Annotated in this window: 23 protein-coding genes; 10 read left to right on the top strand and 13 right to left on the bottom strand. The window is 37.4% G+C overall.

The window, feature by feature from the left end:
- The 3 genes from D017_RS15320 to D017_RS03545 form a co-directional block, all read left to right on the top strand.
- A partial coding sequence (locus tag D017_RS15320; RefSeq protein WP_035334687.1) for a gliding motility-associated C-terminal domain-containing protein occupies positions 1-2,536 on the top strand: 2,536 nt, incomplete at its 5' end.
- 71 nt (positions 2,537-2,607) lie between these two features.
- Complete coding sequence (locus D017_RS03550) at positions 2,608-3,570, top strand: type IX secretion system membrane protein PorP/SprF (RefSeq protein WP_035337923.1); 963 nt, start codon at positions 2,608-2,610, stop codon at positions 3,568-3,570.
- A 37-nt stretch (positions 3,571-3,607) separates the two neighbouring features.
- Complete coding sequence (locus D017_RS03545) at positions 3,608-5,557, top strand: OmpA family protein (RefSeq protein ID WP_035334686.1); 1,950 nt, start codon at positions 3,608-3,610, stop codon at positions 5,555-5,557.
- 121 nt (positions 5,558-5,678) lie between these two features.
- Here the strand turns inward: D017_RS03545 and D017_RS03540 are convergent, their stop codons facing one another.
- Positions 5,679-6,956 carry an amidohydrolase family protein gene (locus D017_RS03540; protein WP_035334684.1) on the bottom strand — a complete coding sequence of 426 codons (1,278 nt, stop codon included), beginning with the start codon at positions 6,954-6,956 and terminating at the stop codon, positions 5,679-5,681.
- A 3-nt stretch (positions 6,957-6,959) separates the two neighbouring features.
- Positions 6,960-8,093 (bottom strand): DegT/DnrJ/EryC1/StrS family aminotransferase, encoded by a 1,134-nt coding sequence (locus tag D017_RS03535; RefSeq protein WP_035334683.1) that lies wholly within the window; start codon positions 8,091-8,093, stop codon positions 6,960-6,962.
- Positions 8,094-8,230: 137 nt separating this feature from the next.
- On the opposite strand from D017_RS03535, the gene D017_RS03530 reads away from it, so the two are divergent.
- The gene (locus D017_RS03530) at positions 8,231-9,463 is read left to right on the top strand and encodes a glycosyltransferase N-terminal domain-containing protein (RefSeq protein WP_035334682.1); all 1,233 of its coding nucleotides are present in this window, start codon (positions 8,231-8,233) and stop codon (positions 9,461-9,463) included.
- A gap of 25 nt (positions 9,464-9,488) precedes the next feature.
- Here D017_RS03530 and D017_RS03525 read toward each other — a convergent pair whose 3' ends face one another.
- A complete protein-coding gene (locus D017_RS03525; protein ID WP_035334681.1) occupies positions 9,489-10,148 on the bottom strand; it encodes a DUF2461 domain-containing protein in 660 nt (219 codons plus the stop codon).
- A 140-nt stretch (positions 10,149-10,288) separates the two neighbouring features.
- Between D017_RS03525 and D017_RS03520 the strand changes: the two genes are divergently transcribed.
- The 3 genes from D017_RS03520 to D017_RS03510 are packed head-to-tail and all read left to right on the top strand — an operon-like array spanning position 10,289 to position 11,052.
- Positions 10,289-10,510: a hypothetical protein gene (locus D017_RS03520; protein WP_035334680.1), complete on the top strand. Its 222-nt coding sequence runs from the start codon at positions 10,289-10,291 to the stop codon at positions 10,508-10,510.
- Positions 10,511-10,560: 50 nt separating this feature from the next.
- Positions 10,561-10,770: a hypothetical protein gene (locus tag D017_RS03515; protein ID WP_035334679.1), complete on the top strand. Its 210-nt coding sequence runs from the start codon at positions 10,561-10,563 to the stop codon at positions 10,768-10,770.
- A gap of 42 nt (positions 10,771-10,812) precedes the next feature.
- The gene (locus tag D017_RS03510) at positions 10,813-11,052 is read left to right on the top strand and encodes a hypothetical protein (protein WP_035334678.1); all 240 of its coding nucleotides are present in this window, start codon (positions 10,813-10,815) and stop codon (positions 11,050-11,052) included.
- Positions 11,053-11,106: 54 nt separating this feature from the next.
- On the opposite strand, the gene D017_RS03505 is transcribed toward D017_RS03510, so the two are convergent.
- Positions 11,107-11,877, bottom strand: coding sequence for a LexA family transcriptional regulator (locus D017_RS03505; protein ID WP_035334677.1), 771 nt, complete (start codon positions 11,875-11,877; stop codon positions 11,107-11,109).
- A 239-nt stretch (positions 11,878-12,116) separates the two neighbouring features.
- Between D017_RS03505 and D017_RS03500 the strand changes: the two genes are divergently transcribed.
- Positions 12,117-12,521, top strand: a complete 405-nt coding sequence (locus D017_RS03500) for a hypothetical protein (protein ID WP_035334676.1) — start codon at positions 12,117-12,119, stop codon at positions 12,519-12,521.
- Positions 12,522-12,626: 105 nt separating this feature from the next.
- Here the strand turns inward: D017_RS03500 and fabD are convergent, their stop codons facing one another.
- From fabD to D017_RS03485, 3 genes are all read right to left on the bottom strand, one after another.
- The gene (gene fabD / locus D017_RS03495; protein WP_035334675.1) at positions 12,627-13,511 is read right to left on the bottom strand and encodes an ACP S-malonyltransferase; all 885 of its coding nucleotides are present in this window, start codon (positions 13,509-13,511) and stop codon (positions 12,627-12,629) included.
- 96 nt (positions 13,512-13,607) lie between these two features.
- Entirely contained in the window at positions 13,608-14,093 is a 486-nt protein-coding gene (locus D017_RS03490) for a dihydrofolate reductase (protein WP_035334674.1), read from the bottom strand.
- Positions 14,090-14,536 carry a 2TM domain-containing protein gene (locus tag D017_RS03485; RefSeq protein ID WP_035334673.1) on the bottom strand — a complete coding sequence of 149 codons (447 nt, stop codon included), beginning with the start codon at positions 14,534-14,536 and terminating at the stop codon, positions 14,090-14,092. Before D017_RS03485 ends, D017_RS03490 begins: the two co-directional genes overlap by 4 nt.
- 63 nt (positions 14,537-14,599) lie before the next feature.
- Here D017_RS03485 and D017_RS03480 point away from each other — a divergent pair, with 63 nt between their 5' ends.
- On the top strand, positions 14,600-15,679 hold the full coding sequence (locus D017_RS03480; RefSeq protein WP_035334672.1) for an aminotransferase class V-fold PLP-dependent enzyme: 1,080 nt from the start codon (positions 14,600-14,602) through the stop codon (positions 15,677-15,679).
- A 218-nt stretch (positions 15,680-15,897) separates the two neighbouring features.
- Complete coding sequence (locus D017_RS03475) at positions 15,898-16,191, top strand: isoamylase early set domain-containing protein (RefSeq protein ID WP_035334671.1); 294 nt, start codon at positions 15,898-15,900, stop codon at positions 16,189-16,191.
- An 80-nt stretch (positions 16,192-16,271) separates the two neighbouring features.
- On the opposite strand, the gene D017_RS03470 is transcribed toward D017_RS03475, so the two are convergent.
- The 6 genes from D017_RS03470 to D017_RS03445 form a co-directional block, all read right to left on the bottom strand.
- Positions 16,272-16,553, bottom strand: a complete 282-nt coding sequence (locus D017_RS03470; RefSeq protein WP_035334670.1) for a DUF427 domain-containing protein — start codon at positions 16,551-16,553, stop codon at positions 16,272-16,274.
- Positions 16,554-16,601: 48 nt separating this feature from the next.
- Positions 16,602-17,567 carry an L-histidine N(alpha)-methyltransferase gene (locus D017_RS03465; protein ID WP_035334669.1) on the bottom strand — a complete coding sequence of 322 codons (966 nt, stop codon included), beginning with the start codon at positions 17,565-17,567 and terminating at the stop codon, positions 16,602-16,604.
- Between the two features lie 39 nt (positions 17,568-17,606).
- Positions 17,607-18,773 (bottom strand): ergothioneine biosynthesis protein EgtB, encoded by a 1,167-nt coding sequence (egtB, locus tag D017_RS03460; RefSeq protein ID WP_035334668.1) that lies wholly within the window; start codon positions 18,771-18,773, stop codon positions 17,607-17,609.
- A gap of 171 nt (positions 18,774-18,944) precedes the next feature.
- Positions 18,945-19,406, bottom strand: a complete 462-nt coding sequence (locus tag D017_RS03455) for a hypothetical protein (RefSeq protein ID WP_035334667.1) — start codon at positions 19,404-19,406, stop codon at positions 18,945-18,947.
- Between the two features lies 1 nt (position 19,407).
- Complete coding sequence (locus tag D017_RS03450) at positions 19,408-19,818, bottom strand: hypothetical protein (protein ID WP_035334666.1); 411 nt, start codon at positions 19,816-19,818, stop codon at positions 19,408-19,410.
- 25 nt (positions 19,819-19,843) lie between these two features.
- Complete coding sequence (locus D017_RS03445) at positions 19,844-20,668, bottom strand: thymidylate synthase (RefSeq protein ID WP_035337920.1); 825 nt, start codon at positions 20,666-20,668, stop codon at positions 19,844-19,846.
- Between the last annotated feature and the right edge of the window lie 127 nt (positions 20,669-20,795).

Here is a 20,795-nt window from a genome sequence, read left to right as displayed (position 1 = left end):
CTTACCTGATTGTCCTGAGATTTTCACAGCAGACCCTACCGATATTGAGTATGTGGTTGCGGATGACGAAGGTAATGTTTCAGATCCAGCAAGTGTAAGTGTGAGTTTTGTTCCAGAACCACCAGTTGCGATGGATGATGCTAGTAACAATAATATGACTGGTGATCCAGTGATTGTTAATGTTGCAGGTAATGATATGGATCCTGATGGTACTTTAGATTTGACGACGGTTCAAATCGTGGGAACTGCCAATCCTGGAGATGATTTAGTAGAGCCTGGAGTAGGAGTTTGGAGTGTTGATCCAGTAAGTGGAGCGATTACTTTTACACCTTGTAGTGCAGCTGGAATTCCTGATGCTAGTTGTGTTGGAGTATCTACCCAAGATCCACAAGACATTACTTATACAATAAATGATAATGATGGTAATGTATCTAACGCAGCTACGGTATCTGTGATGTATGATGCAGAGCCACCAGTAGCACAAGATGATGAGAGTTTAGCAAATACACCTGGTGCAACGGTAAGTGTAGATCCAACGGCTGATAATGGCAATGGAGTAGATGCAGATCCTGATGGTACCTTAGATGTAACTAGCGTGAGCTTAGTAGTTCCAGTTGGAGCGCTAGACGTTGCTATTGATGCTAATGGAGACGTAACTGGTTACACAGTACCAGGAGAAGGTTCTTGGCAGGTGAATCCAATTACTGGAACAATAAGCTTTATTCCAATAGCTGGATTTAATGAGGATCCAACTTCGCCTGCTAGTTATACGATAGACGATAATGATGGTAACCCATCAAATATAGCTACCGTAACCGTGGATTACGTTCCTGTTGCAACTGCCGATGTAAGTGCAGATAATACAACTGGTCTTCCAGTAGTGATAGATGTACTTGCAAATGATGTTAATGGGGATGTTGTAGATCCATCGACGGTACAGATTGTTGGTACAACAAATCCTGGTGATGACCTAGTTGAACCTGGAGTAGGAGTTTGGAGTGTAGACCCAGTAACAGGTGCAATTACTTTTACACCTTGTACTGCTGCGGGCATTCCAGATGCTACTTGTACAGGATTATCTGTAGAAGATCCAGCACCTATCGCTTATACAGTAATGGATAATGATGGGAATCTAAGTGATCCAGCAGAGGTTTCTGTTTCTTTTGACGAATGTAATGGACAAGGACTTGGAGATTGTGATGGTGATGGTGTTTCAAATGATGATGAAGTAAATGGTGGTACTGATCCTAACGATCCTTGTTCTTATAATGCTATGGATCAAGATTTAACTATCGTTACAAATGAATGGAATAGTATTGATTGTGATATGGATGGTCTTACTAACAATGAGGAGACTACAGGAATCGATGATCCTTCAACTCCAAATGATCCAAATGGTAACACAACAGATCCACAAAATCCAGATACAGATGGTGACGGTGTAACAGATGGTGATGAAGCTGGAGATATGACAGATCCTAATGATCCTTGCGATTTACAGGTAAGTAGTCAATCTGTAGATCCTTCTCAGATGTGGAATGATCTTGATTGTGACCTGGATGGATTAACTAATGCAGAAGAAATCACTGGAACAGATGATCCTGATACTCCTGCAGATCCTAATGGTAATACAACAGATCCTACTAACCCTGATACAGATGGTGACGGAGTTTCTGATGGTGATGAAGCAGAAGATAAAACAGACCCTAACAGTCCATGTGATTTCTTAATAGATAGTGTTACACTACCTATGGATACTGATTTTGCTAGCCTTGATTGTGATGGCGATGGTGTAACTAATGCAGACGAAATAGCAGATGGTACAGATCCATTTGATGTTTGTGATTTAGTAGCAGATAGCCAGACTGTAACAACAACAGCAGAGTTTAACAATGCAGATTGTGACAACGATGGGTTAACTAATGAGGAAGAGATTACTGGAATAGATAATCCGCTTACTCCTTCAGATCCTAACGGTAACACTACAGATCCTACTAATCCTGATACAGATGGTGACGGAGTTTCTGATGGTAGAGAAGGATTAGATGGTACAGACCCTAATAACTCTTGTAGTTTAGAAGTAAGTAGCCAGACACTCGCTGCTAGTCAAGAATTCCTTGATGGAGATTGTGACGGTGATGGTATTCTAAACGGTGAAGAACTAGGTGACGAGAATGATAATGGTATTCCAGACTTCCTAGAAGTAAATAATGGTAATCCAGATGCAACAGATGGATTAGAAGTATTTGATATTATGACTCCTAATGGTGATGGCCTTAACGATGTCTTTGTAATAAGAGGTATCGAGCAGTATCCTAATAATAAGTTACGTATCTACAACAGATGGGGAGTGCTTGTTTGGGATGCAGACGGATATGGACAAGATAACGTCTTCTTCAGAGGAGAGTCTAATGGACGTGTAGTTGTAGATCAAGACAGGTTATTACCTGTAGGTACCTATTACTACGTACTTGACTATACAAACGATGCTGGTTCACTCAAGCAACTAGCAGGACCATTATATATTAATAGATAATAAAACAATAATATTTGGTACGCTTTCGCGAAAGCAAAAAAAGAAAGTGTACCAAATTTAAATACACACCTATGAAAAGAACATACATCGCCATAGTAGCCCTGGCAGTAGTCGTTTTAGGTCTTACAACTGAAACTGCAGTAGCACAACAAGATGCTCAGTACACGCAGTACATGTATAATACATTAAGTATAAACCCAGCCTATGCCGGCGCAAGGGGAGGTCTAAGTGTATTAGGATTACATCGTAGTCAGTGGGTAGGTCTAGATGGAGCTCCTAGAACGCAAACGGTTTCCATACATTCTCCAGTAGGAGAGTCAAAACGTGTAGGACTAGGTTTAAATATTACTAATGATGAAATATTTATAAGTAATGAGACTTACATAGATGTAGATTTTAGCTATACGATACCTACCAGTGATGAGGGAAAGCTAGCTTTTGGATTAAAAGGTGGTGTGCATTTACTTGATATTAATTACAGTCAGGCAAACCCATTTCAAAATGGGGACAATCTAGCTACGGCTCAAAATAATATTGACAACAAGTTTTCTCCGCAAATAGGACTTGGTATGTTTTACTATACTGATAAATATTACTTAGGGTTGAGTGCTCCTAATTTATTGCGCACAGAGCATTTTGATGCTAGTGACAACTCAAATAGTACAAACTCTACATTTCTAGCTCGCGAGAGAATCAATTACTACCTAACTACTGGATATGTATTTGACATCACTCAAGACTTCAAATTTAAGCCAGCAGGACTTGTAAAAGCTGTTCAAGGAGCACCACTACAAGTGGACGTAACGGCTAATGCATTGCTTTATGATAAGTTAACTCTTGGACTTGCTTACAGATGGAGTGCTGCATTAAGTGGCCTTGTAGGCTTTCAGATTACAGATAGCTTAATGATTGGTTTTGCTTATGATAGGGAGACCACAGAGCTACAACAGTTTAATAATGGTAGTTATGAAGTTTTCTTAAGGTTTGAAGTATTTAAGCAGCCTAAAAAATTAATATCTCCACGTTTCTTTTAATTCTTTATTTAGTAGAAGATTTTTAAAACACATATTTATGAAACAAGTATTCCACTATATAATTATTTTATCCTTCATTTTTAGTGGTACCCTCGGGTATGCTCAAGAAGGTAAGGTTAAAGTTGCAGGAGAAAAATTTGAGGAATTTGCATACGTAAATGCACGTGATTTATACTCAAGAGTTGCAAATAGAGGGTTTACCTCTCCAGAAGTTTTTTCAAAACTAGGAGACTCTTATTACTTTACAGCAGATTATGCAGAAGCAGCACAATGGTATGAGAAGTTAGTTGCTACAGGAGAAGAAGTATCTCCTGAATATTATTTTAGATATGCACAGTCGCTTAAGAGTGTTAAGAAGTACGATAAGGCAGATAAAATGATGGCTATATTCGTACAGATGAGCGGGACAGATACTCGAGGTGAAATGTTTGAAAAGGAACGTGATTACCTTAAGGAAATAGAAGCTCAGTCTGGTCGATATGCTGTTGAACAAGTAAACTTTAATACAGGATTACAAGATTTTAGCCCAAGTTTTTTGGGTGAAAGAGTTGTGATTTCTTCAAACAGAAAGAGTAGTACTGGAGATTATATTCACGATTGGAATGACCAGCCTTTCTTAGATCTATATGTAGTAGATAATGCAAAAAGCGATAATCCATCTATTGAAAAATTTTCAAAAAATATAAACACTCCATATCATGAGAGTAGCTCTGTCTTTACTGAAAGTGGAGATGAGATGTATTTTACGCGTAACAATTACAGTAAAAAAACAAAGCTTAAAAGAGATGAAGCGGGAACCACGAAATTGAAGTTGTACCATAGCTATAAGCGAGGTGGTGTATGGAGTATTCCAGAAGAGCTTCCTTTTAATAGTGATGAATACTCTACGGCGCATCCTGCATTGAGTCCTGATGGTACGATATTGTACTTTGCATCAGATATGCCAGGTACTAAAGGATTAAGTGATATATGGATGTCTACTATAAACGAAGATGGCACTTATGGAACACCTGTAAATCTAGGAAGCGAAATTAACACAGAAGGAAGAGAAACCTTTCCATTTGTTAGTAGCGACAACAAATTGTTTTATGCGACAGATGGCCACATAGGTCTTGGAGGATTAGATGTATTTGTTACTCAATTAAGTGATGATGGTAAAGTAGGAGTTTCATATAATGTAGGAAAGCCTGTTAATAGTAGTGCAGACGATTTTGGACTTATTTTAAGCGAGTCTAGAGGAACTGGATATTTTTCTTCTAATCGTGCATCTGGTCTAGGTAACGATGATATTTATAGCTTTACAAGAGATAGAAAGATTTTGACTAATTGCGCTCAAAACATCGTAGGTACCACTAGAGATGTAAAGACAGATGAAATACTTCCTCAAACTACAGTGACATTAAGAGATAAGGTAAATCAAGTTGTAGCAACGGTAACAAGTGATGATCTAGGGAAATTTACTTTTAGTGATGTAAATTGTAGTGAAACTTATGTAGTGCGAGGTGCAAAGGATACTTATGAGCCACACGAAGTTATTTTGACTACAAGTAGTGATGTAGGTGGTATTATAAATCGTGATGTTTATTTGAAGCCAGGAGCTCAACTTGTTATAGGAGGAGATCTTACTAATATACTAGAACTTAATCCAATTTATTTTGACTTTGATAAATCAAACATACGCCCAGATGCTGCTCTTGAACTAGAGAAGGTGATTGCGGTAATGCAACAGTATCCTACTTTAAAAATTGACGTTAGATCACATACAGATAGTCGTGCCCCAGATGCTTACAATATGAAGCTCTCTCAACGTAGAAATGTATCTACCATACGTTATATTGTGCAGCAAGGCGGTATAGATGCTTCTAGGCTTACAGGTCGCGGTTATGGTGAAACGCAGCTTACAAATGCTTGTGCAAATGGCATAGAATGCTCAGAAGAAGAGCACCAGCTTAATAGAAGGTCAGAATTTATTATAATGGCAAAGTAAAACCCATTTATAACTTATAAAAAAACCTCGCTCATATACTGAGCGAGGTTTTTTTATGGGTAATGTTGAGCTTCTTAAACCATTGAGAAAATGAGCGTCAATTGATATTACTTGGGTTTCTTTACTGCTTATATACAATACCGTTTTTCATGATAAATGAAACACGCTCTGTTGTTGTGATGTCTTGTGTAGGGTCATTATCTGTTGCAACAATGTCTGCAAGATATCCAGCAGCAATTACGCCTAGTTGTCCTTCCATATCCAATAGCTTACCGTTAGTAATGGTAGCAGATTGAATAGCAAACATAGGTGACCACCCATATTCTGTCATGTAGCGAAACTCTTTTGCATTCTCTCCATGAGGAAATACTCCGGCATCTGTTCCAAAGGCTATGTTTACTCCAGATTGTGCAACCATGGTAAATGTCTTTTTAAGTGTAGCGTCTACTTTTTCAATCTTAGGAATAATAATGTCTGGATAGTATCCTTTTATTTTTGCCTTAGCTGCAACATATTTTCCTGCAGATAGGGTAGGCACTAGATAGGTCCCATGTTGTATCATGAGTTTTACGGTTTCTTCATCCATAAAGGAGCCGTGTTCTATAGTCTGTACACCTGCTTTAATAGCGCGTTGCATACCTTCTTTTCCGTGGGCATGCGCAGCGACGTGCATCCCATATTCTTTGGCGGTGCGCACAATCTCATCTACCTCCTCTTGGCGAAACTGTGGGTTGTCTCCGTTCTTACTCACGCTAAGTACTCCACCAGTTGCGGTAATCTTTATTAAGTCGGCGCCATTTTTATAGCGTTGTCTTACTGCTTTTCTAGCATCGTCTACACTATTAATAACTCCTTCGGCCGGACCAGGATCACCCATATTAACCTTTTTAAATCCATTTGTGGGATCTGCATGACCTCCAGTGGTTCCTATAGCCTTTTCGGCAGTAAAGATGCGTGGACCTCTCGTTGTGCCCTTATTTATAGCATTTCTTAAAGATACATTTACACCGCTTCCTCCTAGATCTCGTACAGTAGTAAATCCTGCCATGAGTGTTCTCTCTGCAATTTCGGCAGCAGTAAAAGCTACGTCTGCTTCATTTTTAGTGAAGGTTTCCAAATACTTCTTTGGGTTGGTCTCACTCTCGACGTGCACATGCATGTCTATAAAGCCAGGCATCACTGTTTTTGACTTAAGATCAATAATGGTCTGGCCACTTTTCGCGGAAGCGTAACCTTTCTCAACTTTTATAATGCTATTGCCTAAAATGCTTACTGTTTGTTCGGTTAAAACTTTTCCATTGTTAGTGTCAATAAGTTTCCCGCAATGGAGAAGCGTTTCTTGACCGGAGAGCATAAAACTTGTAATGAGGACAAGTAGTAGAAAGAGGCAGTATTTCATAGCTTACTTATTTACAAAATCAATAACAGTTTTAGTTATAAATGCAATTTGGTCATCCTCTAGTTCTGTGTGCATAGGTAAGGAGATACAATCCTTCACAATAGCATTAGTCACTGGGAAGTCTGCCTCATTATAGCGAGTGTCTTTATAAGCTTTCTGGCTATGTAATGGTATTGGGTAGTAGACTCCACAAGGGATGCCATTTTCATTAAGGTGTTTTACTAGCGCATCACGATCTGTATCCTTTACCCTAAGTGTGTACTGGTGAAAAACATGGCAATCACAGCTATCACATATAAATGGAGTTATAATTTTAGTCTCATTTGTAAAAGCGGCAGTGTATTTACGTGCAGCATCTCTTCTAGCTTTATTATAACTGTCTAAGTGAGGTAATTTTGCTCTTAGTACGGCAGCCTGTATAGAGTCTAGCCTACTATTAACACCTACTACGTCGTGGTGATAACGTTCATACATACCATGATTTACTATTCCTCTAATGGTGTGAGCTAGCTCATCATCATTTGTAAAAATAGCACCACCATCACCGTAGCATCCTAGATTTTTAGATGGAAAGAAAGAAGTAGTACCTACGTGACCTATACCACCGGTTTTAACTTTCTGTCCGTCACGACCAGTAAATGTAGATCCTATTCCTTGTGCATTATCCTCTATTACATAAAGATTGTGCTCCTTAGCAAGATCCATAATGGCATCCATATTTGCTGCCATTCCAAAAAGATGCACAGGTACAATTGCTTTAGTTTTTGGAGTAATAGCCTTTTTTATTGCTTCAATATCGATATTAAAGTTTACTGGGTCAACATCTACTAGTACTGGAGTCAATTTTAATAGCGCAATAACCTCTACTGTAGCGGCAAATGTAAAATCTGCAGTGATTACTTCATCACCTTGTTCTAGACCTAGGCCCATCATAGCAATTTGCAAAGCATCTGTACCATTTGCACATGGAATAACATTTCTTACTCCTAGGTATTCCTCTAGTTCTTTTTGAAAAGCGTGCACTTCTGGTCCGTTTACAAAAGCGGTGTTTTCAATCACCTCCATGATTGAGCTATCAACACGGTCTTTAATCTGTGCATATTGACCTTTAAGGTCGACCATTTGTATTTTTTTCATCGTATAGTGGGAGGGAAGCAAGTGGCAACCCTGCAAGTGTAGTTATAAATAGATGTGTTTTTTCACACGAAACGAAATTACAAAAACTACAACCGCTTAACAATCTATTTATAGAACAAAGCACTATTTTTGAAACCATGCATAAATTGTATTCTCTTTTAATTACGCTTATTCAAGCTCTAATTCCAGTAGCTGGTTTTTTTAATGCAAAGCTTAAGAAGTCGATAGTAGGACGTAAGCACACCTTAAAAATTTTAAAAAAAGAACTCATCGCTGGCAAGCCTACTATCTGGATACATGCAGCTTCTTTAGGAGAATACGAGCAAGGAGTGCCTGTTCTTGAGGAGTTAAAAAAGAAGTATCCCGAGCACCAGATGGTCATTAGCTTTTTCTCCCCTTCTGGCTATGAGATTAAAAAAAATAACGCTTTCGCGAAAGCTACCGTTTACCTACCATTTGACACTCCTAAGAACGTCACTAAGTTCTTAGACATAGTATCTCCAGAAATGGCGTTTTTTGTGAAATATGAATTCTGGCCTAACTATTTAAGCGAACTCCAACGCCGAAAGATTCGCACGTTTTTAATTTCAGGGGTGTTTAGGGAAAGTCAGCCATTTTTTAAACCTTATGGAAAGTGGATGACAGCATCTCTCAAAAGTTTTGAGCACTTTTTTCTGCAAAACGAAGATTCTGCAACTGCATTACAGAAGTTAGGATTTGAAAATTTTAGCGTAAGCGGAGACACTAGATATGATAGAGTAAGTCATCAAATCGAAATGAATAACACTTTAGATTTTGTTCATACTTTTAAGAATGACAAAATGTGCGTAGTGTGCGGAAGTACTTGGGCAGAAGATGATGATGTGATTATAAATTACATCAACAAGAATGAAGGAGCAGCAAAATTTATCATAGCACCACATGAAATTAAGCCTGAGAAAATTGCGTTGCTAGCCTCAAGTATTAAGAGTAGGGTTATGCTATACTCTCAAATGAATGCAGCGTCACTAGCGTCTTACGACGTATTGATTATAGATACTATAGGTCTTCTTACTAAAATATATAGCTATGCAGATATTGCTTACGTAGGTGGAGCGATGGGAACTACGGGACTACATAATATTCTCGAGCCAGCAACCTTTGGTGTGCCTATAATTACTGGAGGCAATTTTGATAAGTTTCCCGAAGCAAAAAAACTACAGCAACTCGCAGGACTTTATGCCGTAACCAATCAAGCCGAATTTGATGAGCGTCTATCCAAGTTAATCGTAGATGAAACATTTAGAGCGCAAACAGGGATGATAGCGGGACACTTTATTAATAGTAATACCGGTGCCACAAAAGCTATTATTGACTACTTGAATAATTAGCTTGCTTAAAACTAAAGGACAGATTCTAAGTTACTATAGATACAGCCTCTCTTAAGTATCTTCTAAAGGGGAGCATCTCTTTATAGACAGAAACAATTGTTTTCTCAAAGTCGTCTGCTAGTACTTGTTCTTGTGAGAGTGTTACTTCTACTGCAAATGTTTTGTTTCTTAATAAATCTATGTGTGGGTGATCTTTAGAAAATCCTTTTGGAGCTGTTTTAAGTTTGTCATCTTCCCATAAACCACCAAAGGTTTTTATAAAACTAGGCTTGTTGATCATAGCTTTTAACTCCTCACCATTATAGTCTATAGCTTCTCGGATACTTTGTAGTATCTCTTTCTTAGGTCTCCAAAAGCCTCCTGCTAGTAAGTTTTGATTGAGGCCAATTTCAATATAAAAATCTCCTTGTTTTGTTTTCTGATCTAGTCCTGCGCCTATGTGGTCTTTGTAAATAGGCTTGTTTGGATGAAACATCAAATTGTTATTAATACGATTAATCGCTTTTTTACCTGGAGTATCAAAATACTCAGGATCAAATTGGGCGAGTTTATCGTTAAGGTGATTGAGCCATTTGATGTGATTGTCTCGTATATGATGATATTCACTTCTATGAGTATCCATCCACTCTTTTGTGTTGTTCTGTTGTAGTCGTTCTAAGAAATTGTAAGTGTCTCTAAAATTCATGGAAATAAAATTAACAGTTTTTATCTATAAATGATCTGCATATTCAAAAGTTAACGAATGATTTAGAAAACATTGGTTTCAAATTATGGAATACAACATTCTCGTTAGGATACATTTGTACAGTAATTAACAACCAAATTATGAAAACAAGAAATATTACAATTATCGCACTATTAATTGCATCGTTTACCGTAGCAAGTTGTAGAGAGACAGAGGTAAAAGAAACTACAGTTGTAAAAGAAGTTCAAGTAGAAACCGAAAAAGAACGTGAAGGTATCTTAGAAAGAGCTGCAAAGAAAGTAGATAATAAAGTAAATGAAGAAATTAACGAAGAGATAGAAAAAATAGGTGACGACAACTAAAACGTTGTGGCGTTCGTATATCATTTAATTAACTATTTAATTTAATTAAAATGAAAAGAATTTTTTTAAGTCTAGCACTTGTAGCTCTTTTAGGGACGTCATTTACACTTACTTCTTGTAGGGAGAATAAAACTGTTGAAGTATCTACAGATAATGGAGATGCAATAGAAGAAGGTGTTGATGACGCTGGAGACGCTATAGAAGAAGGTGTTGACGAGATCAAAGAGAATACAGGAACTGGCGGCACAGACGATAATTAAGTCTAACAGCTATTTTTTTTCAAACAACCAAAATTTAAAATTATGAAATCATTAAAAATAGGAGCTATAGCTCTTGGTGTCCTTGCGGTATCATTTACATCATGTAAAGAAAAGAAAACTGAAGCCGAAGTTATTATAGAAGAAGCAAAGGCTAACGCTGAGATAACTAAGGAAAAAGATACCGACGATGGCTACAAATTAAAAGTAGAAGGCGAAGACGGTTCTGAAACTAAGGTAAAAGTAGATGAAGATGGAGAGGTAAAAGTAAAAACTGACAACTAACTGTCAAACTTATATTTTAAAAGGTCGATAACTCTATGAGTTATCGACCTTTTTTTATGCTTTAAATTGAGTCATTTGTGCTTTGAGATCAAGCATGGATTGCTGGAGTTCTTTAAGTAAGCTATTGCTGCTTCCTTCATCAAGATTAAAAGTGAGCTTGCTGTTAACTTGCCATATTTCTTGAATGTCACTTACCGCTACCTCATAAGGCACGTACTCTTCATTTATGGATATTAATAACACCTTTTTTCCGTCTGGCATTTTCTGTAATTTCTTGACCACTACTGCGTCTTGTAAGACAATGACATACACTTTATTGTCACTAGCATATTCTAAGCTTTCTACCCCTTTTGCAAGTACCCAGTCTTCTGGTCTAAAGCTAGGCATCATACTATCGCCTTCTATTTGAAACCCTCTGTAAGTTGCATTGCGATATTGTGGTATTGGAAAGTCAAACGCTGGGAGCTTTTGATACCATTCTACATCTGCAATATTATTAGGATATCCGGCTGCGGCTTTTTGATTAACCAGCACCATATTTTCATTATCATCTTTATCAACAATAACAACTTTTGGACTTACATCACTTTTATCTGTATTGAGGTATTTTTGCTTACTATAACCATAAATCCACAAAGGATTGATATTAAAGAGTCTAAGGAGCTCTGTAATAACTTGTCCAGATAGTTTAGTTCTGCCACGTTCTATATCTGCCGTGCTATTTTTTATCCCTAATTTATCTGCAAATTCTGCTTGTGTGAAGTCGTGATCCTCTCGTACTTCCTTAAATCTGCGTATTTCTGAAGGTAAATCGTTTATGCCCATAAGGTAAATGTATGAAAATTAGGAATAATTCCTATAATAAATTGTTTTATTAATTTTTTTTGAAAAATCCAGGAAATGCAATTGATGCTAAGATTTATCTTAAATCGTTAAGATTTTGACGTAATGGCTAAGAAATTTGCATTTTGTCGATAATTACTACAGATATTGAATATTTTCTGTTATGAGAATGTGAAATTATGTTAAATTCGCGCATCTAATTATCCAAACAAATTTGAATTATGAAAAGATTTATTTTAAATGTTGCTGCTTTAGCATTAATCGTAGGTGCTGTTTCTTGTAGAGAAATGGAAGAAAAAGCAAACGAAGCTGGAAATGCTGTTGAAAACGCGGCAAATGCAACTGGTGATGCTTTAAATGACGCAGGAAACTCTGTAAAAGATGCTGCAGGTGATGCTGTTGATGCAACTGGAAATGCTGTAAAAGAAGCTGGAGATTCTGTAAAGGATGCTGCAAACGCAACAATGGAAGGTGCAAAGGATGCTGCAAACGCAACTGGTGATGCTGTAAAAGATGCTGCAAATGATGCTGTAAATGCAACTAAAGACGCTGCAAACAACGCTGCAAACGCTACTAAAGATGCTGCAACTAAAGCTGGTGATGCTGTAAAAAAAGCAGTAAACTAAGTCATATATAGTTTATAGAAATTACAATGCATTGAAACATTGTAATTTTTAAACAATAAAAAACCAGCCCTAAGGCTGGTTTTTTTATGGATATATGTTTATAATTTATTCTGGAAGCGCTGCGCTGCTTGCAGTCACATCTCTGTTTATCTTTCTCATAAGACCTTGTAAAACCTTACCTGGACCTACTTCTATAAACTCAGTAGACCCATCTGCTATCATTTGTTGTATAGTTTGTGTCCATCTCACGGGAGCAGTGAGTTGTGCAATTAGATTTTTTTGAATCTCGCTAGCACTTGTAACGGCACTAGCTGTTACATTTTGATAGATAGGACATACTGGGTTTTTAAAAACTGTATTCTCTATAGCTGCAGCTAGTTCTTCACGAGCTGGCTCCATCATAGGAGAGTGGAAAGCACCACCTACTGGCAGTACTAAAGCGCGGCGAGCACCTTTTTCCTTCATAACCTCACAAGCTTTATTGATAGCTTCTACCTCACCAGAAATAACAAGCTGGCCAGGGCAATTGTAGTTTGCTGCTACAACAACACCAGAAATTTCATTACAAACTTCTTCTACAACGTGATCCTCAAGACCTAAAACTGCCGCCATAGTAGAAGGTTGCAATTCACATGCTTTTTGCATCGCCTGAGCGCGTTTACTTACTAGCTTAAGACCATCTTCAAAATCTAACGCACCACTTGCCACTAGTGCAGAGAACTCACCTAGAGAGTGACCAGCAACCATAGAAGGTTTAAAATCTGTCATCACCGTTTTGATAGCGATTGAATGGATGAATATGGCAGGTTGTGTAACGTTAGTTTGCTTTAAATCCTCTGCAGATCCTTCAAACATTACATCTGTAATATTAAAACCTAATACATCATTTGCCTTTAAAAAAAGACTTTGAGCAGCAGGGTACTTTTCAAAAATATCTAGACCCATTCCTGAAAATTGGGCTCCTTGTCCTGGAAATATATATGCTTTCATAATTAAGAATTCATTTGTTGGGGTAAAAATACAAAACCTAGAAGATACCCGTGGTTGTTACGCTTTCGCGAAAGCGTGAAAAAATAGAATGTAGACTTATGTGGTTTTCTTCCAAGTTTCAAAAGTAAAGCCACTTTTATGCCTGTCATCTACATCGTGAAAAACACTTTTTGTAAGTTTCCAAGTATTAGTGTCTATGGTAGGGAAGAAGGCATCGGCCTCATATTCATTATGTACTCGTGTGAGTTCTATGTGTGTTGCATAGTCCATACCTAGCGTGTAAATCTCTCCACCACCTATAATAAAAACTTGTTTCTCGTCTTTACTGTAAGCGAGTGCATCTTCTAGAGAATGCACTACGATAGCATTTTCTGCCTTGTAATTTAGGTCACGAGTGATCACTATATGCGTGCGATTAGGCAACGGCCTAGGAAAAGATTCCCAAGTCTTACGTCCCATTATAATATGGTGACCAGTAGTTATCTGTTTGAAGTGCTTAAAATCATCTGGTAAATGCCAAGGGATGTTGCCATCTTTTCCTAAAGCATTATTTTCTGCAGCTGCGGCAATCATTGTTATCATAGGAGTGTATTCTGATCGTCTAGTGGTAAGGATGGATCCCTCATTACGGGACTTTTTTTTTCTGGTAATGGATGTGATTGCGCTACACTTTCTTCTATCTCTGCTATACGTACCTTCTGCTTTGTAACAAGTCTATCAAGGTGTTTTTGTTCCCACTCTTTATTCATAAACTTACTCATAAGTAATACATTTATGAGGTGAATTAGAAAAAAGAAGGTCCATAAAAGTATTGCCCAGACAAACCATGGTCTTTTGAATGGCTTAAATTCTTCTCCTACATGAAGTACCTGGTTAATTACTATAAGTAAGATTGCGCCTGCTAGAAAAGTAACAAAGTGTCTATAGAGATTCTTCTTTTGACGCACGCGTGCTTGCGCGTTTTCAATGAGCTCTTTTTGAACTGGATCAATAGAAGTAGTAGTTTTCTTTGAGAATAGTGACATAAAATGCGACCTTTATATGGTGATATAAAATTAGCCTTTTTGAGCGTCAATTGTAAATAGCTTATGAAAAATTTTGCAAAACTCTTTCCTATTTTAAAACAATATACCTATCTCAATACTGCGGGTTCGGGCTTACTGTCGTTACCTGTCATGGAGTGGCGTCAAGAACATGATCTCGATTTTCTTATACAAGGTAGCATACTTAAAGAAAATCAAGCTAAGGTGCTTACAAGTGTGCGAGAAAAGGTAGGTAAGCTTTTTTCTTGTAAAGCAAACAGAGTGGCACTTGTACCTAATTTTTCTTACGGATTTAATACGCTAGTCGAGGGGATCACAACGCATAAAAAAGTACTCTTGTTGGAGGGAGATTATCCTTCGGTAAATTGGCCTTTTGAGAGTCGAGACTTTAACTTGAGTTATATAAAAATCACTGGTGCTATTGAGGAGGAGATAGCAACCGCTTTCGCGAAAGCGCAACCCGAAATATTTGCCTTTTCTATGGTACAGTGGTTATCTGGTATAAAAATCAGTCATAAATTTTTAAAAGATTTAAAGTCAAAATATCCAGACACCTTATTTCTTGCAGATGCTACTCAGTATCTGGGCACCGAAGTATTTGATTTTGACAACTCTGCATTTGATGCGATAGGAGGTAGTAACTATAAGTGGATGAATGCTGGATATGGTAATGCACTGTTTTTGTTTAAAGAATCTGTAGCAGAGCATGTTGCTCCTAGAACCACAGGTTTCAATTCTATACAAGGAAAATATAAACCTCAAGAAGGTAGTTTTTTAGGAAGGTTTGAGCCGGGACATCAAGACACACTTAACTATGGCAGCTTAGGAGTTGCCATCGATGTGATACGACAGCTAGGAATGAAGACTATAGATGAAAAAATCAAAGCTATCAATACTAAGGCAAAAGAAGCCTTTGCAGAGAGAGGACTTATTTCAAAAGAAATTATAGATCGAGTAGACCACGGATCTTTTTTTAATATTAAGGGAGATGATAAGCTTGTGGAGCGTTTAAGAAATGAAGGCATTATAACTCTTGCACGAGGTGAAGGTGTGCGAGTAGGGTTTCATTATTTTAATACAGAAGATGATCTTAATAAACTGCTAGCTCTTTGTAGCTTTAAATAAAATTTTTTGGTCAATTTGATGATGGGTATAGTGCAAATACTATGATTTGTAATAAGCACTTACTAGTTTTTTAAAAAGTGCAAACGTTTTCGCTTTGCGGCTTTTTAATTTTGAAGCTCCTAATATTGTTATATCGTAAAAATAAGGTTAAACTATTGATATGCTGTTTTTTAAGTAAATATCCTGCTATATTTGAGTGTATTTTTAAACCTCTTATTATGGCAGTCACAAAAAAATTTTTAAAAACAAAACCTGTTTGTAAAGTTACTTTTGCAATACCTGCGGCACACGCAAGTTCTGTAGCTGTTGCTGGTGATTTTAATAACTGGGACACATCTACATCTCTCAAGAAATTAAAAAATGGAACCTTTAAAGGAACTTTTGATATTCCAACAGATAATTCTTACGAGTTTCGCTACGTAGTAGATGGTGAGTGGGTAAATGAGGCAGAAGCAGATCGTTTTCAATATAACGACTATGCAGCAACAGAAAATAGTGTCCTCGAATTATAATAACCAATCATATATTCATATAATTTAAAACAGCCATTTCATAGCTATATGAAATGGCTGTTTTAGTATTGAGTAATTCTTTATTCTACTACTTCTATACCTCTCCAGAAGGCAACGTGGTTTTTAATTCCTTTTGCTAGTTCGCTCACTTCTGGATAAAACCAGGCAGCGTCTTTATTTTCTTTTCCATCTACGGTAACGGTGTAATAAGAAGCGACACCTTTCCATGGGCAGGTGCTCTGCAAATCACTGGACGAGAAAAATTCTTTTTTAATGGCGTCATGAGGGAAGTAATGATTGTTTTCAATAACTACGGTATCATTACTTTCTGCTATCACTTGATTATTCCATATTGCTTTCATAATAGTTTTTTTAAATGTGAGAAGTTGCCTTTGCGTTTGTATTGATATTTATTTCTTCTTGAATAAATAGTTTTTATAGTAAGATTTACTATCTGAGAATTCATTTATTATCTCAAGCCCAGATTCCCCAGCTAGCCACTGTACTATGTTATCATCGTACTTTTGGCTAATCTCTGTGTGAATAGTTTCCCATGCTGTAAAATCTACAGTAAGGTCTAGTGATTTTATAGTTACAGATTGGTCTTTTGTGCTTACCAAATAACTTTTGGCAGTACCAGTCTCTGGATCGTATACTTCCCAGTGTTTGAAATTATCAGGATTAAAATCTGCCTCCATTTCATTATTAATACGGTGCAGTAAGTTTTTATTGAATGCCTCAGTAATACCTTCTGGATCGTTATAAGCATCAAGAATAGTCTGCGGGTTTTTCTTTTGATCAAACCCCATATAAAGCAAATCTCCAGAAGTCATTGCTTTCTGGATATTTGTAAGGAAATCTATAGCCTGTGGGTGTAGAAGATTACCTATGTTTGAGCCTAGTACCATAATAACTTTCTTGCGTTCATTGTATTCAGCAACATCTTCAAGAACTTCAAAATAAGTACCCTGTTGTGGTTTTATATTAATACCGGGTATTTCTCTTTCTACACTTTCTTTAAGTCCATCAAGTACATTCTGACTTATGTCAATAGGTAAGTATGTGAAGTTGTCGCCTCTTTCTATTAAATGTTTTAAAAGCACTTTAGTTTTTTTACCATCTCCAGCGCCTAGTTCTATGAGGTCAAAACCGTTACTGTCTGTAAAGGCTTTTGAAATCGATTCTTTATGTGTTTCAAAAATTTCAAACTCGCAGTTTGTGAGATAGTAGGAAGGCATCGCCATAATATCTTGAAAAAGCTTGTCGCCTTTTTTATCATAGATATACTTTGAAGATAGGAACTTTGGGAAGGAGGTGAGTCCTTCGGTTACTTCTTGACTAAATGCAGATGTGATGGTAGTAGTTTTGGTCGTCATAGACGTTTATGTCGTGGGTTTTTATAAATACTTTCACTGTTATTTGGCAAGGCGTAAACCTGTAAATTGCCAGCGTAGTCCGGTTTGAAAGAAATTGCGATAGGTATGTCTTGTATGTTTAGGCGGTGTTGCTACAGATCCGCCTCTTAAAACTTTTTGGTTAACCATGAATTTTCCGTTGTATTCTCCTAGAGCGCCCTCTTCTTTGGTGTATCCTGGATAAGGCAAGTATGAGCTTTCTGTCCATTCCCAACGATCACCCCAGTCTAGTTGTGAGCTAGCGACTTCCCACTCAAATTCTGTAGGTAATCTCATTCCTTTCCACTGTGCAAATGCAAAAGCTTCGTAATAAGAAATATGTGCAAGTGTCTCGTCTGGATTTATTTTTTGTAACCCATTATTAAGAGTGTATTGGTGCCATTCATCATCAATAAGGTACCAATACATAGGAGCAGTTATTTCATGCGTGTTTACCCAGTCCCAGCCTTCGGAATGCCATAAGAGCGTTTCTTGATATCCGCCAGCTTCAATAAATGCAATCCACTCGCCATTTGTTACTAGTGTATTTGATATTTGATAGTCATGCAGGTACACTTTGTGGCGACCTAATTCATTATCATAGCAAAAATCTTCTCCAGTATGGCCTATCTCATAGACTCCTTCATTAATGGTTATCAAGCTTTGTGGTGTTTCTTTTTTGCTTTCGCGAAAGCGTAATTCTCCTTCATAAATAGGAGTAAGAGGGTTGTTGCCCAAGATGTATTTAATATCTGTAACTAGTAATTCTTGATGTTGTTTCTCGTGGTGGATACCTATGGTGAGTAGTTTTTCTACTATAGGTGTAATTTCTTCTTCAAGAAGCTCTTGGAGTGCTTGAGTGACGTATGTGCGATATGCATATACTTGGTCTACTGTAGGTCTAGACAGGTTGCCACGATCTGTGCGCACGACTCTTTTTCCTACGCTCTCATAGTAACTATTAAATACGAATGCAAAATCTTCGCTAAAGAGGGTGTATCCTTCTTTATGGTGCTTGAGGATGAATTCTTCAAAAAACCAAGTAGTGTGTCCTAGGTGCCATTTTGGAGGAGAGACGTCTGCAATGGGTTGCACAACGTAATCTTCAATTTCTAGTGGTTTACAGATATTCTCTGTGTGTTCTCGAGTTTCAATAAAGAATTGGACAAGGTTTTCTATAGCAATCATATATATGACTTTTATGAGTCATATAAATTTACGGCTTTTTAGCAAGCCGTACTTGTGAGAATCTCTAGACTGGAGGAATAACGTAATAAATGTTTGTTAAATGAGCACATAGCAACGTCAAGAGAGGTGGAGCTAGTGCAAATTATTGCACTAGCTAGCTTTGTGATAAAATTAATTATTATCGTCTTCTTTGCCTGTGATGCCTTCATTTACAACCACAGTAAATGCGGTAGCAAATAGTGTGTTTCTAGGCTCGTCTTTGTGCATCGCTCCCTTGAAACGTGGTAGTTTTGATAAAACTTGAAGTGCCTCTTTTTCTATAGAGGTATAAGGTGTGCGCGCAGATAACTGATCGTAAGTGCCATCTTCTAATATTCTAAATTGCACAAAAACTCTGTGGTTTCCTTTAGGTAAAAGTGCCTCAAATTTCTCAAAGTCAAAATTACCTGTAATAAAATCTTCTACCTTATTACGAAAACATTCCTTGAGGAAGTTAACATTTGCTCCCTTGCACCCAGGATATCTAGGTGGAGTGTCTACTATAGTAAATGAAATGTCTTTTTTAATTTGTGCATGAGTATTTTGTGAGAAAAATGTACATATACAAACTAAGCTTAATAGAAGGTAACGCATATTAAAATGTAAAAGGAAGTTTAAGTTTGCTCTCTTTAGGAGTACCACCTATGTTTCCGGGTTTTAATTGTGGGATAGTCATGATAGCCGTTTTTACAGCCTTTTGCATCCCAGGAGTACCGCCAGTGACATTATTTACCACAGGCTTTCCTTCTTTATTGATAACCATATCAACTACAACGCGAGCTCCTTTTTGGTAATCACTTGGGAACTTTAGGTTACGCACAACGTGGGTTGCTAGTTTTTGCCTTAAGCAATTGTTTTTTGCATTTATAGATCCAGTACAACCAGGCCATGTAGGAGGAACTTCTTCAAGTCTCAATGTGGTAGACTTTTTCATGTAAACTCCTTCTTGAGCATTCATAGTTGTGATTCCTGCTACAAGTGCGAGTACAAATAATAGTTTTTTCATAAGGTAAGTAGGTTAGTTTGGGGGGTTAAATAGCCACTGCTCCTTTAATATGTGGATGCGGATTATAGTTTTCTAAAGTAAAGTCATCAAAAGTGAAGCCAAAGATATCTTTTACATCAGGATTAATTTTTAATGTAGGCAAAGTACGAAAATCTCTTGAGAGTTGAAGCTCAACTTGTTCCATGTGATTTGAGTAGATATGAGCATCTCCAAAGGTGTGTATAAACTCCCCAGCTTCGTAACCACAAACTTGCGCCATCATCATTGTGAAGAGCGCATAACTTGCAATATTAAATGGAACTCCTAAGAATATGTCTGCACTGCGTTGATATAACTGGCAGCTTAACTTGCCATCTGCAACATAAAACTGGAAGAATGCATGGCATGGTGGGAGCGCAGCTTTACCATTTGCAACATTCTCTGAGAAAGATGCTGAGGTGTCTGGCATTACAGAGGGATTCCATGCGCTCACGAGCATTCTACGACTGTTAGGATTAGTTTTAAGAGTTTCTACAATGTCTTTAATTTGATCAATCTCATCACCATTCCAGTTGCGCCATTGGTATCCGTAAACGGGACCTAGATCTCCATTCTCATTTGCCCACTCATTCCAGATACGCACGCCATTTTCTAGTAAATATTTGATGTTTGTATCTCCTTGCAAGAACCATAACAACTCATAAATAATAGATTTGAGGTGTAACTTCTTAGTTGTGACCATCGGGAATCCTTCAGAGAGATCAAAGCGCATTTGATACCCAAAAACGCTCTTAGTTCCTGTACCTGTGCGGTCACCTTTTTGATTTCCGTTTTCTAGTACATGTTTGATGAGGTCGTGATATTGTTTCATAGGTGCAGCGGTGATTTTTTGTAAAAGAGTTGGTGTAATTGAAGTAGGTGCTATGTCCCACAAAGTAATTAACTGTTACTCTCGTATAGCGTATAAAAATAAATACACCTTGCTAGTTGTACAACGC

This window comes from Dokdonia sp. PRO95 (genome assembly GCF_000355805.1).
Lineage (GTDB): Bacteria > Bacteroidota > Bacteroidia > Flavobacteriales > Flavobacteriaceae > Dokdonia.
Note: the sequence above shows the minus strand (reverse complement) of the source record. Positions and strands in the feature narration are given on the sequence as shown.

What these genes read in the sequence shown, in the direction of transcription:
- D017_RS03550 (WP_035337923.1), top strand. Translation starts at nt 2,608, where the DNA reads ATGAAAAGAACATACATCGCCATAGTAGCCCTGGCAGTAGTCGTTTTA.
- D017_RS03545 (WP_035334686.1), top strand. Translation starts at nt 3,608, where the DNA reads ATGAAACAAGTATTCCACTATATAATTATTTTATCCTTCATTTTTAGT.
- D017_RS03540 (WP_035334684.1), bottom strand. Translation starts at nt 6,956, where the DNA reads ATGAAATACTGCCTCTTTCTACTACTTGTCCTCATTACAAGTTTTATG.
- D017_RS03535 (WP_035334683.1), bottom strand. Translation starts at nt 8,093, where the DNA reads ATGAAAAAAATACAAATGGTCGACCTTAAAGGTCAATATGCACAGATT.
- D017_RS03530 (WP_035334682.1), top strand. Translation starts at nt 8,231, where the DNA reads ATGCATAAATTGTATTCTCTTTTAATTACGCTTATTCAAGCTCTAATT.
- D017_RS03525 (WP_035334681.1), bottom strand. Translation starts at nt 10,148, where the DNA reads ATGAATTTTAGAGACACTTACAATTTCTTAGAACGACTACAACAGAAC.
- D017_RS03520 (WP_035334680.1), top strand. Translation starts at nt 10,289, where the DNA reads ATGAAAACAAGAAATATTACAATTATCGCACTATTAATTGCATCGTTT.
- D017_RS03515 (WP_035334679.1), top strand. Translation starts at nt 10,561, where the DNA reads ATGAAAAGAATTTTTTTAAGTCTAGCACTTGTAGCTCTTTTAGGGACG.
- D017_RS03510 (WP_035334678.1), top strand. Translation starts at nt 10,813, where the DNA reads ATGAAATCATTAAAAATAGGAGCTATAGCTCTTGGTGTCCTTGCGGTA.
- D017_RS03505 (WP_035334677.1), bottom strand. Translation starts at nt 11,877, where the DNA reads ATGGGCATAAACGATTTACCTTCAGAAATACGCAGATTTAAGGAAGTA.
- D017_RS03500 (WP_035334676.1), top strand. Translation starts at nt 12,117, where the DNA reads ATGAAAAGATTTATTTTAAATGTTGCTGCTTTAGCATTAATCGTAGGT.
- fabD (WP_035334675.1), bottom strand. Translation starts at nt 13,511, where the DNA reads ATGAAAGCATATATATTTCCAGGACAAGGAGCCCAATTTTCAGGAATG.
- D017_RS03490 (WP_035334674.1), bottom strand. Translation starts at nt 14,093, where the DNA reads ATGATAACAATGATTGCCGCAGCTGCAGAAAATAATGCTTTAGGAAAA.
- D017_RS03485 (WP_035334673.1), bottom strand. Translation starts at nt 14,536, where the DNA reads ATGTCACTATTCTCAAAGAAAACTACTACTTCTATTGATCCAGTTCAA.
- D017_RS03480 (WP_035334672.1), top strand. Translation starts at nt 14,600, where the DNA reads ATGAAAAATTTTGCAAAACTCTTTCCTATTTTAAAACAATATACCTAT.
- D017_RS03475 (WP_035334671.1), top strand. Translation starts at nt 15,898, where the DNA reads ATGGCAGTCACAAAAAAATTTTTAAAAACAAAACCTGTTTGTAAAGTT.
- D017_RS03470 (WP_035334670.1), bottom strand. Translation starts at nt 16,553, where the DNA reads ATGAAAGCAATATGGAATAATCAAGTGATAGCAGAAAGTAATGATACC.
- D017_RS03465 (WP_035334669.1), bottom strand. Translation starts at nt 17,567, where the DNA reads ATGACGACCAAAACTACTACCATCACATCTGCATTTAGTCAAGAAGTA.
- egtB (WP_035334668.1), bottom strand. Translation starts at nt 18,773, where the DNA reads ATGATTGCTATAGAAAACCTTGTCCAATTCTTTATTGAAACTCGAGAA.
- D017_RS03455 (WP_035334667.1), bottom strand. Translation starts at nt 19,406, where the DNA reads ATGCGTTACCTTCTATTAAGCTTAGTTTGTATATGTACATTTTTCTCA.
- D017_RS03450 (WP_035334666.1), bottom strand. Translation starts at nt 19,818, where the DNA reads ATGAAAAAACTATTATTTGTACTCGCACTTGTAGCAGGAATCACAACT.
- D017_RS03445 (WP_035337920.1), bottom strand. Translation starts at nt 20,668, where the DNA reads ATGAAACAATATCACGACCTCATCAAACATGTACTAGAAAACGGAAAT.